This window comes from Ramlibacter sp. PS4R-6 (assembly GCF_037572775.1).
GTDB lineage: Bacteria > Pseudomonadota > Gammaproteobacteria > Burkholderiales > Burkholderiaceae_C > Ramlibacter.
The window spans coordinates 3,509,356-3,523,351 of the sequence record NZ_JBBHKA010000001.1 but is presented as its reverse complement, the minus strand read 5'-3'; the positions used below and the strand labels follow the sequence as shown (position 1 = coordinate 3,523,351).

Sequence of the window (13,996 nt, the reverse complement as noted above, 5' to 3'; positions counted from 1 at the left end):
TTCGATGCACGGCGCCCCATCGGTGAGCCATCCGGTGGGGCGTTCGCGTTTTGCGGCCATGGCCTGCGCATGCGCCTGGCTGCTGGCCGCCGCTGGCGTGGCGCTGTGGTCGGCGCAGGTGCAGGCGTCGCCCGCACGGCTCGCCGGCGCCGGCTGCGTGCTCGCCGCCGCGGGGCTGGTCGCCTGGCGCTCCTGGCAGCGCTCGCCGCAGGGCACGCTGGCGTGGAACGGCGAGGGCTGGAGTTGGGCGGCTTCGCCCCAAGCTGAAGGGGGCATGCCCGAACCCGTCCTCGATCTCCAGCAAGTCCTGCTGCTGCGCTGGCGCCCGGAGTCGGGGCCGGTGCGCTGGCTGTGGGCCGAGAGGCGCGCGCAGCCCGCGACCTGGGACGACCTGCGCCGTGCCGTATATTCGCGCGTTCCCCCATGACGAGAACGCCTCCCGCAGCGACGCCCGCGCCCGCGCCGACCGACCTGATGCTGGTGCAGCGCACGGTGGCAGGCGACCAGCGCGCCTTCGAGCTGCTGGTGATCAAGTACCAGCGCCGCATCGAGCGCCTGATCGGCCGCATGGTGCGCGACCAGGACCTGGTCCAGGACATCGCCCAGGAAACCTTCATCCGTGCCTACCGGGCCCTGGCCCAGTTCCGCGGCGATGCCCAGTTCTACACGTGGCTGTACCGGATCGCCGTCAACACGGCCAAGAAGGCCCTGGTGGACCTCAAGCGGGACCCCACCGTCTCCGAATCGGCCCTGAGGGGCGGGGGCGACGACGACGATGAAACTTCCGGCGTGGAGAACGAACTAACCAGCGCGGAGACACCCGAAACGGTGCTCGCCGCCAAGGAAATCGCCGCCACGGTCAACTCGGCCATGGAGGCGCTGCCCGAGGAACTGCGGCAGGCGGTCACCCTGCGCGAGATCGAGGGCCTGAGCTACGAAGAGATCGCGGAAGTGATGAATTGCCCGATCGGCACGGTGCGCTCGCGGATTTTCCGGGCGCGCGAGGCGATCTCGGCCAAGGTCAAGCCCCTGCTGGAGAACCAGTCGGGCAAACGCTGGTAGTCAGAACAAGGCGGAAGCACGGAGTTGGCGGATATGGAGAACATGGACAAGCGCGAGATGGTGTCGGCACTGGCCGATGGGCAACTGGCCGGCGAGGCGTTCGCCCGCGGGGTCGAGATCGCGAGCACGGACGAGGCCGCGCGCGAGGCATGGCATGCGTACCACCTGATCGGGGACGTGCTGCGCTCCAGCGACCTGGCGCACTGCGCGCCATCGGACGGCTTCCTGGCCCGCCTGCAGGAGCGCCTGCGCGAGGAACCTGCCGCCGCCTTCCAGGCGGCTGCGCTGGTTGCCGCGGCGCCGCGCGCTACGGAGGCCGCGAACGACGGCAGTTTCCGCTGGAAGGTCGTGGCGGGCGCCGCGTCGTTCGCCGCCGTTTCGGCGATTGCCTGGACGCTCATCGGCACGGCGCCGGGCCGGCAGGAGGGCGCGCAGCTGGCCGCGTCGCGCGCGGCGGGCGGCACGGTGCTCACCAGCTCCGAACGCGGCGTGATGATCCGCGACCCGCGCCTGGACGAGTTCATGGCGGCCCACCGCCAGCTCGGCGGTGCGACCCTCGTGGCGCCCGCGGGCTACCTGCGCAACGCCACCTTCGACACGCCCGCGCGCTGACCCGCCGTCCATGCCGACGACGCTTCCCACCAAACGCAGCTTCGCACGCGGCCTCGTCGCCGTCGGGCTCGGTTTCGGTTTCGGCTTCGTGAATGCGCAGCCCGCGCCCCCGGCGTCGGCGCAGCTGAAGGACCGCACGGTGAGCGAATGGCTGGTGCGCATGCACGAGGCCTCGAAGATCCGCAGCTACGTCGGCACCTTCGTCGTGTCCTCGATCGGCGGCGGCATGTCCAGCGCGCGCATCTGGCACGCCTACGAAGGCGAGGTGCAGGTCGAGCGCGTGGAAGCCCTCACGGGCGCGCCGCGCTCCGTCTTCCGCCGCAACGAGCAGGTGGTCACTTTTTTCCCCGAGGCGCATGTGGTGCGCACCGAAAAGCGCGAGTCGCTGGGCCTCTTCACGAACCTGCTGAAGTCGACCGAGAGCGCGATCCCCGAGTACTACGTCGCGCGCCGTGTCGGCGGCGACCGCGTGGCCGGCTTCGAGGCCGACGTGGTGCAGCTCGCGCCGCGCGACAACTTGCGCTTCGGCTACCGCATCTGGAGCGAGCGCCGCTCGGGCCTCGTGGTGAAGCTGCAGACGGTGGACGGCGACGGCAACGTCCTGGAGCAGTCGGCGTTCTCGGAGCTCGCGCTCGACACGCCGGTGCGCGCCGACAAGCTCACGCAGATGATGGCGGCCACGCAGGGCTGGCGCATCGAAAGCCTGGACGTCAGCAAGACGACGGCCGAAGGCGAGGGCTGGCAGCTGCCCGCCCCGCCGCCCGGCTTCAAGCCCATCAGTTGCTACAAGCGGCCCGTTGCGGGCCAGCCCGCGCCGCAGGGCGCGATGCAATGGGTGTTCTCCGATGGGCTGGCCGCGGTATCCCTCTTCATCGAGCCCTACGACGCGCGCCGCCACGTGCAGGAAGGGCTCTTCGCCAGCGGCGCGACGCAGACGCTCACGCGCCGCGTGCAGGACTGGTGGCTCACGGCGGTGGGCGAGGTGCCCCCGGCCACGCTGCGCGCCTTCGCCCAGGGCCTTGAGCGGCGCAGATGAGCCCCCAAATCGTTCCGCATCCCCCAGCATTGACGTTTTCCCGAAAGGCCGACATGACCCGTACCCCCTGGAACCCGCTGCGCGCATGGACGCTCGCGATCGCGTTCGCCCTCGGTGCCGGCACGCTGGCACTCGTGCCGCACGAAAGCACGCACGCCCAGGCGGGCCGCAACCTGCCCGACTTCGCCGACCTCGCCGAGCAGGTCGGCCCCGCCGTCGTGGGCATCCGCACGCTCGAGCGCGCGAAGGCCGCTACCGGCCTGCCCGACAACATGGACGAGGAGATGCGCGAGTTCTTCCGCCGCTTCTTCGGCCAGCCCGCGCCCGGCACGCCCGACCAGCCGCGGCGCCCCCAACGGCCGCAACGCCCGCAGCCCGACGAGGACAACCGCGAGCAGCCGCGCGGCCTGGGCTCCGGCTTCATCCTCTCGCCCGACGGCTTCGTGATGACCAATGCACACGTGGTCGACGGCGCCGACGAAGTGATCGTGACGCTCACCGACAAGCGCGAGCTCAAGGCCAAGATCGTCGGCCTGGACAAGCGCACCGACGTCGCGGTCGTGAAGATCGAAGGCACGAACCTGCCCTACGTGAAGGTCGGCGACGTCGGCAAGCTGCGCGTGGGCGAATGGGTGCTGGCCATCGGCTCGCCCTTCGGCCTGGAAAGCACCGTCACGGCAGGCATCGTGAGCGCCAAGCAGCGCGACACGGGCGACTACCTGCCGCTCATCCAGACCGACGTCGCGATCAACCCCGGCAACTCCGGCGGCCCGCTGATCAACATGCGCGGCGAGGTGGTGGGCATCAACAGCCAGATCTACTCGCGCTCGGGAGGCTACATGGGCATCTCGTTCGCGATCCCGATCGACGAGGCCATCCGCGTCAGCGAGCAATTGCGCACGGCCGGCAAGGTCACGCGCGGGCGCATCGGCGTGTCCATCGACCAGGTGTCGCGCGACGTCGCCGAGTCCATCGGCCTGGGCCGCCCGCAGGGAGCGCTGGTGCGCAGCGTCGAGAGCGGCTCGCCGGCCGACAAGGCGGGTATCGAGCCGAACGACATCATCACCAAGTTCAACGGCAACACCATCGACCGCGCCACCGACCTGCCGCGCATGGTGGGCAACACCAAGCCCGGCACGCGCGCGACGCTCACGGTGTTCCGCAAGGGCCAGACGCGCGAACTCGCCGTCACCGTCGCGGAATTCGAGCAGGAGCGCTCCGCGCGCGCGTCCTCGCCGCAGAAGGACGAGAAGCCCAAGGGTTCGCCCGCCGCGCAGTCCATCGGCCTGCAGGTGAGCGAGCTCACCGACGCGCAGAAGAAGGAGCTGAAGCTGCGCGGCGGCGTGAAGGTCGATGCGGCCACGGAAGCGGCGGCGCGCGCCGGCATCCGCGAAGGCGACGTGATCACGCAGATCGCCAACAGCGAGATCAACAACGTGCGCGACTTCGAGGCGGCCGTCGCCAAGGTGGACCGCGCCAAGCCGGTGGCCGTCTACGTGCGCCGCGGCGAGCTGGCTGCGATCCTGGTGATCCGCCCGGCCCGCTGACCGGCTCCTGCCGGGCCAAAGCCCCAACCCGCACTCGGGTTTGGGGCTCTTTGTTCAGGTGACTTCGCCGAAATGACACGGCCCCAAAAATTTTTTTGCGGGGCCGAAAGGGCCGCAATAAGTTGGCGAACACTAACTTTTTGGAGGGCTACGTGTCTTTTTCGATAGAATCGCCCGGCTCGACACCCGATTGGCCGCATATCGCGGGGCTTGGGAACCACGATGCGGAAGGCTTTCCAGCCATCCAAGGCCGATCCACAGATCGCCCACAACTTGTCCCACCAGCTCTTCCCAATTTTTGTTGATAACCTGTGATTAAGAAGCTTGTTGTTGGACTGCAACGACCCTTGGCGGGCGGGGTTGCGTCTGTACGCCCGGCGCGTTTTGCCTACAATGAAGCTCCAACTATCGCAGTTGCCATAGATTGTTGGTTCAGGGCGCGTCGCCACTCGACGCGCCCTTTTTTCTTGCCTTCGCGCGTTTGAATTCAATCACTTAAGTCGTTCCGTTGATGAACCACATCAGAAACTTTTCGATCATCGCGCACATCGACCACGGCAAGTCGACGCTCGCCGATCGCTTGATCCAGCGTTGCGGCGGGCTGTCGGATCGCGAGATGGAAGAGCAGGTGCTCGACTCGATGGATCTCGAAAAGGAGCGTGGGATAACCATCAAGGCGCAGACCGCGGCACTGCGCTACGAAGCCCGCGACGGGCGCATCTACAACCTCAATCTGATCGACACGCCGGGCCACGTCGACTTCTCGTACGAGGTTTCGCGTTCGCTGTCGGCGTGCGAAGGCGCGCTGCTCGTCGTCGATGCGAGCCAGGGCGTCGAGGCGCAGACGGTCGCCAACTGCTACACCGCGCTCGACCTCGGCGTGGAGGTGCTGCCGGTCCTGAACAAGATGGACCTGCCGCAGGCCGATCCCGAGAACGCCAAGCGCGAAGTCGAGGACGTGATCGGCATCGACGCGTCGCAGGCGATCCCGTGCTCGGCCAAGACCGGCATGGGCATCGACGAGATCCTGGAGGCGATCGTCGCCAGGATCCCGGCGCCGCGGGGCCAGGCCGACGCCCCCCTGCGCGCCATGATCATCGACAGCTGGTTCGACAGCTACGTCGGCGTCGTGATGCTCGTGCGCGTCGTCGACGGCCGGCTCGCCAAGGGCGACCGCATCAAGCTGATGGCGACCGACGCCGCCTACGAGGCCAACCAGCTGGGCGTCTTCACGCCGGGCAACGAGCCGCGCGAGGCGCTCGAGGCCGGCGAGGTGGGGTACATCATCGCGGGCATCAAGGAGCTGCAGGCGGCGAAGGTGGGCGACACGGTCACGCTCGAGAAGAAGCTGCCGAACAACGCCGGGACCGCCACCGAGCCGCTGCCCGGCTTCAAGCAGATCCAGCCGCAGGTGTTCGCGGGCCTGTACCCGGTCGAGGCCAGCGAGTACGACTCCCTGCGCGATGCGCTGGAGAAGCTCAAGCTCAACGACTCGTCGCTGCACTACGAGCCGGAGGTGAGCCAGGCGCTGGGCTTCGGCTTCCGCTGCGGCTTCCTGGGCCTGCTGCACATGGACATCGTGCAGGAGCGCCTGGAGCGCGAGTTCGACCAGGACCTGATCACCACCGCGCCTTCGGTGGTCTACGAGGTGCTCAAGGGCGACGGCGAGGTCATCCTGGTGGAGAACCCGGCCAAGATGCCCGAGCAGGGCCGCATCCAGGAGATCCGCGAGCCGATCGTCAACGTGCAGCTGTACATGCCGCAGGAATACGTCGGCCCCGTCATGACGCTGGCCAACCAGAAGCGCGGCGTCCAGCTGAACATGGCCTACCACGGCAAGCAGGTCATGCTCACCTACGACCTGCCGCTGGGCGAGATCGTGCTGGACTTCTTCGACAAGCTGAAGTCGGTCAGCCGCGGCTACGCGTCGATGGACTACCACTTCAAGGAGTACCGCGCGGCGGACGTCGTGAAGGTGGACATCCTGCTCAACGGCGACAAGATCGACGCCCTGTCGATCATCGTCCACCGCAGCCAGGCGCCGTACCGGGCGCGGGCCGTGGTCGGCAAGATGCGCGAGATCATCAGCCGCCAGATGTTCGACGTGGCGATCCAGGCGGCCATCGGAGCGAATATCATTGCGCGCGAAACCGTCAAGGCCCTGCGCAAGAACGTGCTGGCCAAGTGCTACGGCGGGGACATCACCCGCAAGCGCAAGCTCCTCGAAAAACAGAAGGCAGGCAAGAAACGCATGAAGCAGATCGGCTCCGTCGAAGTCCCGCAGGAAGCCTTCCTCGCCATCCTCCAGGTCGAGGAATAACGGTGATGCCTTTCCTCACCGCCGCGGTCCTCGCGGCGTTCGTCGGATACGCGGGCGCCTGGTACGTCGGCGTGCTGGAAGGCAACTTCGCGCTGCTGCTGTTCGTCGCCACGCTGGTCACCGGGCTGTACTGGGTCGCCGAGCGCGCCTGGTTCCTGCCGCGCCGCCGGGAGGCCGCGGCGGCGCTCGAGGCGCAGGACGCCCAGCGCCGCGCCGAGCTCTCCGCCCGCGGCATCTCGCAGGTGGACGGCGACGTGCAGCAGGCGCGCCAGCGCATCCTGATGCAGCCCTGGTGGCTGGACTGGACGGCGGGCCTGTTCCCCGTGATCCTGGCCGTCTTCGTCCTGCGCTCGTTCCTCTTCGAGCCGTTCAAGATCCCCTCGGGCTCGATGATCCCGACGCTGCTGGTGGGCGACCTGATCCTGGTGAACAAGTACACCTACGGCGTGCGCCTGCCGGTGGTCAACACCAAGCTCACCGACGGCACGCCGCCCCAGCGCGGCGACGTGATGGTGTTCCGCTACCCGCCCAAGCCGAGCCTGGACTACATCAAGCGGGTGGTGGGCGTGCCGGGCGACGAGGTCGCCTACTTGAACAAGAAGCTCACCATCAACGGCCAGCCCGTCTCGAAGCAGCCCGTCGCGGACTACTTCGACGAGGACGCCATGGCGTACTACAAGCAGTACGAGGAGCTCCTGGGCGCGAGGCGCCACCGCATCCTGAACGACGACAACCGCCCGGCGTTCATTCCCGGCGTCGAGAATTTTCCTTCCCGGGAGAATTGCCGCTACAGTGTCGAGGGCGTCGTCTGCAAGGTGCCGGAAGGGCACTATTTCATGATGGGCGACAACCGGGATAATTCGCTGGACTCGCGCTACTGGGGGTTCGTCCCGGACAAGAACATCGTCGGCAAGGCGTTCTTCATCTGGATGAACTTCGGCAGCTTCAGGCGCATCGGTTCGTTCGAGTAGTGGGTCGCGCATCGATCGGAGGAGTGGGAATGAAACGGGTTTCGAGGGCAACGCAATCGGGCATCTCGTTCGTCGGGCTGCTGTTCGTCGTGGGCGTGCTCGCCTGCCTCGGCGTGGTGGCCGCGCAGGTGTTCCCGACGGTGGTCGAGTACCAGGCAATCCTGAAGGCGGCGCAGAAGGCCACGGCCGGCAACAGCGTCCCGGAGGTGCGGCAGATCTTCGACAAGGCGTCCGAAGTGGACGACTTCAAGGCGATCCGCGGCCGCGACCTGGAGATCTCCAAGGAAGGCGACAAGGTCATCGTCAAGTTCGCCTACAACAAGGAAATCCACCTGGCCGGCCCGGCGTTCCTGCTGATCAAGTACGCCGGCCAGTCGAAGTAAGCCGGCGCGCGTGGATGGCCGTCTCGCCCCCCTGCAGGAAAGCCTGGCGCACAGCTTCCGCGACCCCCGCCTGCTCGAGCAGGCGCTGACGCACCGCAGCCACTCGGCCGTCCACAACGAGCGCCTGGAGTTCCTGGGCGATTCCGTCCTGAACCTCGCGGTGTCCAGCCTGCTGTACAAGCGGCTCGGGTCGCTGCCCGAGGGTGACCTCTCCCGCGTGCGGGCCAACCTCGTCAAGCAGGACACGCTGCACCGCCTGGCGCTGGAGCTCAAGCTGCCGGAGGTGGTACGCCTCGGCGAAGGCGAATCGCGCTCCGGCGGGCACAAGCGCCCCTCCATCCTCGCCGACACGCTGGAGGCGCTCATCGGCGCCGTCCACCTGGACGCCGGCTACCCGGCCGCCGAGGCGGTCGTGCACCGGCTGTACCGCAACGTCGACATCACGCCCGGCATGGCTGCCGGCGAGAAGGACCCGAAGACCGAACTGCAGGAATGGCTGCAAGGGCGGAAAATGAAGCTGCCGGTCTACCGCGTCGCGGGCACGCTGGGCGCTGCGCACAAACAGACCTTCAACGTCGAGTGCGAGATCGCCGAGCTGGGCGTGGTCGAGCATGGCATCGGCGCGTCGCGGCGCGCCGGCGAGCAGGCGGCCGCGGCCGCCGCGCTCATGGCGTTGAAATCGAAAAGCAAATGACCGAAACCCCGCAGCGCTGCGGACTCATCGCGATCGTCGGCAAGCCCAATGTGGGCAAGTCGACGCTGCTCAACGCCCTCGTCGGGCAGAAGATCAGCATCACCTCGCGCAAGGCGCAGACCACGCGCCACCGCATCACGGGCATCCGCACGGCCGGCGCGACGCAGTTCGTGTTCGTGGACACGCCGGGTTTCCAGACGCGCCACGGCACGGCCTTGAACCGCGCGTTGAACAAGGCGGTGACCGGCGCGGTCTCCGGCGTGGACCTCGTGCTGCTGGTCGTGGAGGCCGGCCATTTCACGCCCGCCGACGCGAAGGTGCTCGAGCTGCTGCAGCCCGGCATCCCGGTGATCCTGGTGGCCAACAAGCTCGACACGGTCAAGGACCGGGTGGCCCTGGCGCCGTGGGTCAAGGACGCCGCATCGAAGCATGAATTCGCCGAGATCGTCCCGATGTCGGCGAAGAACCGCAAGGACATCGAGCGCCTGTTCGGCATCTGCGAGAAGTACCTGCCCGAACAGCCGTGGTTCTACGGCGAGGACGAGCTGACCGACCGCAGCGAGCGGTTCCTCGCCGGCGAGACCGTGCGCGAGAAGCTCTTTCGCCTGACCGGCGACGAGCTGCCATACACGTCCACGGTGGTCGTCGACAAGTTCGAGGAAGAGCCCAGCCCCAAATTCGGGCGGTTGGTGCGCATCGCGGCCACCATCGTCGTCGAGCGCGACGGCCACAAGGCCATGGTGATCGGCGAGAAGGGCGAGCGCCTCAAGCGCATCGGCACGGAGACCCGCCAGGAGCTCGAGAAACTCATGGACTGCAAGGTGTTCATCGAGCTGTGGGTGAAGGTGCGCTCGGGCTGGGCGGACGACGAGGCGCGAGTGCGCAGCTTTGGCTACGAGTAAACGCATCTCCGACGAGCCCGCGTTCGTCCTGCACCGCTACGACTGGAGCGAGTCCAGCCTGATCCTCGAGGTGTTCACGCGCCACCATGGGCGTATCGCCGTGGTCGCCAAGGGCGCCAAGCGCCCCAGCTCCAACTTCCGTCCCGTGCTGCTGCCGCTGCAGCCGCTGCACCTGGCCTTCGGCGGCGAGGCGGAAATCCGCACGCTCAAGGGCGCCGAATGGGTCGGCGGGCAGGTGATGCCCACGGGCGATGCGCTGTTGTCGGGCTACTACCTCAACGAACTGCTGTTGCGGCTGCTGGCCCGCGACGACCCGCATCCGCAACTCTTCGACGCGTATGCCGCGGCGGTGACGGTGCTGGCATCCGAACACGGCGAGGCGCGGGAGCCCGCGTTGCGCGCCTTCGAGCTGCTGCTGCTGCGCGAGATCGGCCTGCTGCCGGCGCTGGACATGCAGACGCTGACCTTGGCGCGGCTCGATGCCGATGCGCCGTACGGCCTGGTCGCGGAAGCCGGCCTGATCGCCGTCGACGAGGAGGACGACCGCCCGCACCTGGCCGGCGAGCGCTGGCTGGCGCTGCAGCGAGCGCTGGACGACGCGGCGCCTTTCCACGCCACGCTGCGCGAAGCGGCACGGGACATGGCCGAGCTCAAGCCCATGCTGCGCACGCTGCTGCACTACCATTGCGGGGTCGGCACGCTGCGCACGCGCCAGATGCTGGTCGACCTGCAATCGCTATGACTTTCCTCTCGGTGAACGTGAACAAGGTGGCGCTGGTGCGCAACACGCGCCACCTCGGCATTCCCAGCGTGGAACGCGCGGCCCAGCTGTGCCTCGAGGCGGGCGCGCACGGCATCACGGTGCACCCGCGGCCGGACGAGCGCCACGTGCGCTCCGCCGACGTGTATGCGCTGGCCGCGTTGCTCAAGAAGTGGCCGAAGGCCGAATACAACATCGAAGGCAACCCCTTCCACAACCTCATGCCTTTCGTGCGCGACGTGCGCCCCCACCAGTGCACGTTCGTTCCCGACGGCGAAGGGCAGTTCACCAGCGACCATGGCTGGGACCTCGCGAAGGATGGCGACCGCGTGAAGCCCCTCATCGCGGAGGCGAAGTCGCTCGGTGTGCGCGTGAGCCTCTTCATGGACGCCGTGCCCGAAGCCATGGAACTGGCACGGGCGGTCGGCGCCGATCGCGTCGAGCTGTACACCGAGCCCTATGCGGCGGCGTGGGGCAAGCCGGACGAGGCGAAGGTGCTCGCGCAGTTCGCGGCTGCCGCGCGCGCCGCGCAGGCTGCGGGCCTGGGCGTGAACGCCGGGCACGACCTCAACCGCGACAACCTGCCGGCGTTCGTGCGCGAGGTGCCCGGCGTGCAGGAAGTGTCGATCGGCCACGCGCTCGTCTCCGACGCACTGGAGATGGGCTACGCCGAGACGGTGCGGCAGTACCTCGCGGCCCTGCGGCGATGATCTACGGCATAGGCACGGACATCTGCGACGTGCGGCGCATCCGCGCGTCCATCGAGAAGCACGGCGACCGGTTCGCGAACAAGGTGCTGGCCGAGGGCGAGATCAAGGTGTGGAAGTTCCGCACGGCCCGCTGGCCGGAGCGCGGCGTGCGCTACCTTGCCACGCGCTTTTCCGCCAAGGAGGCGTTCAGCAAGGCCGTGGGCATGGGCATGCGCATGCCCATGACCTGGCGGCTGTGCGAGATCGCCAACGAGCGCAGCGGCAAGCCCTACGTCGTGCTGCACGGCGGCTTGAAGGAGTGGTTCGAGGCTCAGGGCCTCGTCGCCCACGTCACCGTCACCGACGAATCGGACTACGCGGCGAGCTTCGTCGTCGTCGAAAAGAAAGACCCATGATCGACCATTCCCCCGTCATCCTCGACGTCGCGGGCACCGCGCTCACCGACGTCGACCGCAAGCGCATCGCCCACCGCCTGACCGGGGGCGTGATCCTGTTCGGCCGCAACTGGAAGGATCGCGAGACGCTCACGCGCCTGTGCGCCGACATCAAGGCCGTGCGCGACGACGTCGTCATCTGCGTGGACCACGAGGGCGGCCGCGTGCAGCGCTTCCGCACCGATGGCTTCACGCACGTCGCGCCCATGCGCGCGCTGGGCGAGCTGTGGATGAAGGACGCGCTGGCCGCCACCAACGCGGCGACGGCCGCGGGCTTCGTGCTGGGCTGCGAATTGCGCGCGTGCGGCGTGGATTTCACTTTCGCGCCGGTGCTGGACCTCGACTGGGGCGGCAGCTCCGTCATCGGCGACCGCGCGTTCCACCGCGACGCCCGCGTGGTCGCGATGCTCGCCAAGGGCGTGATGCACGGCCTGCTCGAGGCGGGCATGGCGAACTGCGGCAAGCATTTCCCGGGGCACGGTTTCGTCAAGGCGGATTCGCACCACGAGATCCCCGTGGACAACCGCAGCCTCAAGGCGATCCTGGCCGACGACGCCGCGCCGTACGGCTGGCTCAGCTCCGTGCTGTCGAGTGTGATGCCCGCACACGTCGTTTACACGAAGGTGGACAGCAGGCCCGCGGGTTTCTCCAGCCGCTGGCTCGACGACATCCTGCGCGGGCAACTCGGCTTCCAGGGCGCGGTGGTGAGCGACGACCTGAGCATGGAAGGCGCGCGCAAGGTCGATGGCCGCGACGTCAGCTACACGGAGGCCGCGCTGCTTGCGCTGGAAGCGGGATGCGATCTCGTGCCGATCTGCAACCAGTCGGTGCAGTCCGAAGGCGGCAAGGCCATCGATGAACTGCTGGAGGGCCTGACCGCGGCACGCGCGCAGGGCCGCTGGAACCCGAGCGAGGCGAGCGAGCAACGGCGCCTGGCTCTCCTGCCCCGTGCGCCGTCCCTGAACTGGGATGAACTGATGGGCGATGCACGCTACATGCATGCCCTGGATTTGCTGCCCTAGCTTTCGCGGCGCAGCGCCGGGAACAGGATGACGTCCCGGATGCTGGGGCTGTCCGTGAGCAGCATGATCAGCCGGTCGATGCCGACGCCGCAGCCGCCGGTGGGCGGCATGCCGTACTCCAGCGCACGCACGAAGTCGTGGTCGTAGAACATGGCTTCGTCGTCACCGGAATCCTTGGCGCTCACCTGCGCATTGAAGCGCGCGGCCTGGTCCTCGGCGTCGTTCAGCTCCGAGAAGCCGTTGGCGATCTCGCGGCCGGTGATGTACAGCTCGAAGCGCTCGGTGACCTCGGGGCGCTCGTCGTTGGCACGGGCCAGTGGCGAGATTTCCGTCGGGTGCTCCATGATGTACGTCGGCTGCCAGAGCTGCTCCTCGACCTTTTCCTCGAAGTACAGCACCTGCAGCGAAGCGAGCGAGCGCTTGGACAGGCGGTCCTTCTCCTCGGTCAGGCCCAGCTTGCGCAGCGCGTTCACGAGCCATTCGCTGCTGGTCACGTTGTCGCCGGCATCGGTGTACTTGCGGATCGCCTCGACGATGGTCAGGCGGTCGAAAGGCTTCGCCAGGTCCACGGCCTTGCCGCCGTATGTGAGCTGCAACGTGCCGACAGCTTTCTGCGCCGCATCGCGCACCAGCTGCTCCGTGAAGTCCATCAGGTCGCGGTAGTTCCAGTACGCCGCGTAGAACTCCAGCATCGTGAACTCGGGGTTGTGGCGCACCGAGATGCCTTCGTTGCGGAAGTTGCGGTTGATCTCGAACACGCGCTCGAAGCCCCCCACCACCAGGCGCTTGAGGTACAGCTCGGGCGCGATGCGCAGGTACATCGCCTGGTCCAGCGCGTTGTGGTGCGTGATGAACGGCTTGGCGTTGGCACCGCCCGGGATCGGGTGGAGCATCGGCGTCTCCACTTCCAGGAACTCGTGGGACGTCATGAATTCGCGGATGCCGCTCACGGCCTTGCTGCGGGCGACGAAGCGGTCGCGCGCCGCCGGGTCCATCATCAGGTCGACGTAGCGCTGGCGGTACTTCACCTCCTGGTCAGCCACGCCGTGGAACTTGTCCGGCATGGGGCGCAGGTTCTTCGTCAGCAGGCGGATGGAGCGCGCGTGCAGGGACAACTCGCCCGTCTTCGTCTTGAACAGCGTCCCCTCGGCCGCGACGATGTCGCCCAGGTCCCAGTGCTTGAACGCGGCGTAGGCTTCCTCGCCCACCGCGTCGCGCGTGACGTAGATCTGGAAACGCCCCGTGGCGTCCTGGAGCGTCGCGAAGCTGGCCTTGCCCATCACGCGCTTGAGCATCATGCGGCCCGCGACGCTGGCGCCGATGCCTTCCTGTTCCAGCTGCTCGGGCGATTTGGCGCCGTGGTGCCCCTGCAGGGCCGCGGCGCGGTGGCCCGGCTTGAAGTCGTTGGGAAAGGCGACGCCCTTGCCTTGCTTCTGCGCTTCCCTCAGGGCTTTCAGCTTGTCGCGCCTTTCGGCAACGAGCTGGTTTTCATCCTGGGGCGGGGTGGGGCGGTCTTGCTCGGACATAGCCCGCCATTCTAGTT

15 protein-coding genes are annotated in these 13,996 nt (G+C 67.8%); 14 read left to right on the top strand and 1 reads right to left on the bottom strand.

Translation table 11 applies throughout. From position 1 onward, the window contains the following. Nucleotides 1-4: 4 nt before the first annotated feature. The 14 genes from WG903_RS17555 to nagZ all read left to right on the top strand — a co-directional run bounded on the left by WG903_RS17555 (nucleotide 5) and on the right by nagZ (nucleotide 12,453). Nucleotides 5-427, top strand: a complete 423-nt coding sequence (locus tag WG903_RS17555; protein ID WP_340077812.1) for a hypothetical protein — start codon at nucleotides 5-7, stop codon at nucleotides 425-427. Next, nucleotides 424-1,062, top strand: coding sequence for an RNA polymerase sigma factor RpoE (gene rpoE, locus WG903_RS17550; RefSeq protein ID WP_340077810.1), 639 nt, complete (start codon nucleotides 424-426; stop codon nucleotides 1,060-1,062). Before WG903_RS17555 ends, rpoE begins: the two co-directional genes overlap by 4 nt. A 33-nt stretch (nucleotides 1,063-1,095) precedes the next feature. Further along, nucleotides 1,096-1,674 (top strand): sigma-E factor negative regulatory protein, encoded by a 579-nt coding sequence (locus WG903_RS17545; protein WP_340077808.1) that lies wholly within the window; start codon nucleotides 1,096-1,098, stop codon nucleotides 1,672-1,674. 10 nt (nucleotides 1,675-1,684) lie between these two features. Continuing rightward, entirely contained in the window at nucleotides 1,685-2,710 is a 1,026-nt protein-coding gene (locus WG903_RS17540) for a MucB/RseB C-terminal domain-containing protein (protein ID WP_340077806.1), read from the top strand. Between the two features lie 53 nt (nucleotides 2,711-2,763). Further along, nucleotides 2,764-4,257, top strand: a complete 1,494-nt coding sequence (locus tag WG903_RS17535) for a DegQ family serine endoprotease (RefSeq protein ID WP_340077804.1) — start codon at nucleotides 2,764-2,766, stop codon at nucleotides 4,255-4,257. A 511-nt stretch (nucleotides 4,258-4,768) separates the two neighbouring features. Continuing rightward, nucleotides 4,769-6,577 (top strand): translation elongation factor 4, encoded by a 1,809-nt coding sequence (gene lepA / locus WG903_RS17530; RefSeq protein ID WP_340077802.1) that lies wholly within the window; start codon nucleotides 4,769-4,771, stop codon nucleotides 6,575-6,577. Between the two features lie 5 nt (nucleotides 6,578-6,582). Continuing rightward, nucleotides 6,583-7,548 carry a signal peptidase I gene (lepB, locus tag WG903_RS17525; protein WP_340077800.1) on the top strand — a complete coding sequence of 322 codons (966 nt, stop codon included), beginning with the start codon at nucleotides 6,583-6,585 and terminating at the stop codon, nucleotides 7,546-7,548. 29 nt (nucleotides 7,549-7,577) lie between these two features. Beyond that, a complete protein-coding gene (locus tag WG903_RS17520; RefSeq protein WP_340077798.1) occupies nucleotides 7,578-7,931 on the top strand; it encodes a DUF4845 domain-containing protein in 354 nt (117 codons plus the stop codon). 10 nt (nucleotides 7,932-7,941) lie between these two features. Beyond that, nucleotides 7,942-8,625 (top strand): ribonuclease III, encoded by a 684-nt coding sequence (gene rnc, locus WG903_RS17515; RefSeq protein ID WP_340077796.1) that lies wholly within the window; start codon nucleotides 7,942-7,944, stop codon nucleotides 8,623-8,625. Further along, on the top strand, nucleotides 8,622-9,527 hold the full coding sequence (era, locus tag WG903_RS17510) for a GTPase Era (protein WP_340077794.1): 906 nt from the start codon (nucleotides 8,622-8,624) through the stop codon (nucleotides 9,525-9,527). The genes rnc and era overlap by 4 nt, the downstream gene beginning before the upstream one ends. Next, on the top strand, nucleotides 9,514-10,269 hold the full coding sequence (recO, locus tag WG903_RS17505) for a DNA repair protein RecO (protein WP_340077792.1): 756 nt from the start codon (nucleotides 9,514-9,516) through the stop codon (nucleotides 10,267-10,269). Before era ends, recO begins: the two co-directional genes overlap by 14 nt. Beyond that, nucleotides 10,266-10,997 (top strand): pyridoxine 5'-phosphate synthase, encoded by a 732-nt coding sequence (locus WG903_RS17500; protein ID WP_340077790.1) that lies wholly within the window; start codon nucleotides 10,266-10,268, stop codon nucleotides 10,995-10,997. The genes recO and WG903_RS17500 overlap by 4 nt, the downstream gene beginning before the upstream one ends. Then, complete coding sequence (gene acpS, locus WG903_RS17495) at nucleotides 10,994-11,392, top strand: holo-ACP synthase (RefSeq protein ID WP_340077788.1); 399 nt, start codon at nucleotides 10,994-10,996, stop codon at nucleotides 11,390-11,392. Before WG903_RS17500 ends, acpS begins: the two co-directional genes overlap by 4 nt. Beyond that, on the top strand, nucleotides 11,389-12,453 hold the full coding sequence (nagZ, locus tag WG903_RS17490; protein ID WP_340077786.1) for a beta-N-acetylhexosaminidase: 1,065 nt from the start codon (nucleotides 11,389-11,391) through the stop codon (nucleotides 12,451-12,453). The genes acpS and nagZ overlap by 4 nt, the downstream gene beginning before the upstream one ends. Here the strand turns inward: nagZ and lysS are convergent. Then, nucleotides 12,450-13,979 carry a lysine--tRNA ligase gene (lysS, locus tag WG903_RS17485; protein WP_340077784.1) on the bottom strand — a complete coding sequence of 510 codons (1,530 nt, stop codon included), beginning with the start codon at nucleotides 13,977-13,979 and terminating at the stop codon, nucleotides 12,450-12,452. The two genes, nagZ and lysS, sit on opposite strands and share 4 nt — an antisense overlap. Nucleotides 13,980-13,996: the final 17 nt, after the last annotated feature.